This window comes from Photobacterium sp. GB-36, from assembly GCF_003026135.1.
Classification (GTDB): Bacteria; Pseudomonadota; Gammaproteobacteria; order Enterobacterales; family Vibrionaceae; genus Photobacterium.
This window is the reverse complement of the sequence record NZ_PYNY01000089.1, coordinates 1-583: the sequence shown is the minus strand read 5'-3', so window position 1 is coordinate 583 and position 583 is coordinate 1. Positions and strand designations below refer to the sequence as shown.

At 41.0% G+C, this 583-nt stretch carries 2 rRNA genes; both read right to left on the bottom strand.

The annotated features are described in order from the left end of the window. A 23S ribosomal RNA gene (locus tag C9J46_RS21715) occupies window positions 1-106 on the bottom strand; the annotation flags it as partial. A 361-nt stretch (window positions 107-467) separates the two neighbouring features. Beyond that, window positions 468-583, bottom strand: a 16S ribosomal RNA gene (locus C9J46_RS21455); the annotation flags it as partial.

The following is a 583-nucleotide window of genomic DNA, read 5'->3' as shown; positions in this document are numbered from 1 at the left end:
AGAGTCACCGGTTTTTACTACCTTCTCTGGGCTTATCGCAAGTTAATACGTCCTTCATCGCCTCTGACTGCCAAGGCATCCACCGTGTACGCTTAGTCACTTAACCATACAACCCCAAGAGGTTTCGTATGTTCAAACAACCAAGGTTTGTGTTTAACACTTCGATCAAGAAAGTATTAAACGTTGGTTTTTCGCCGGACTCATTGTTTTGTTTTCACTTTTAAAAAGTGAAAGCAAACACAGACACTTGAATGTGTATGTTTTGAGAACTCGTTCTTCTTTCGAAGAACATTTTTAAAATCAATCTATTGATTGAATTTACTAGTCAGCTTTCCAGATTGTTAAAGAGCATAACGCAAAAAAGCGTTAATCAATGCGTGAGCATTCATTAGCACTTTCGTACTTTTCTTTTAACTATTTTACCAAGCAATCTGTGTGGACACTGCATTAAACAGCAAGTCTTTAGGTAAGGAGGTGATCCAGCCCCAGGTTCCCCTAGGGCTACCTTGTTACGACTTCACCCCAGTCATGAACCACACCGTGGTAAACGCCCTCCCGAAGGTTAAGCTATCTACTTCTGGTG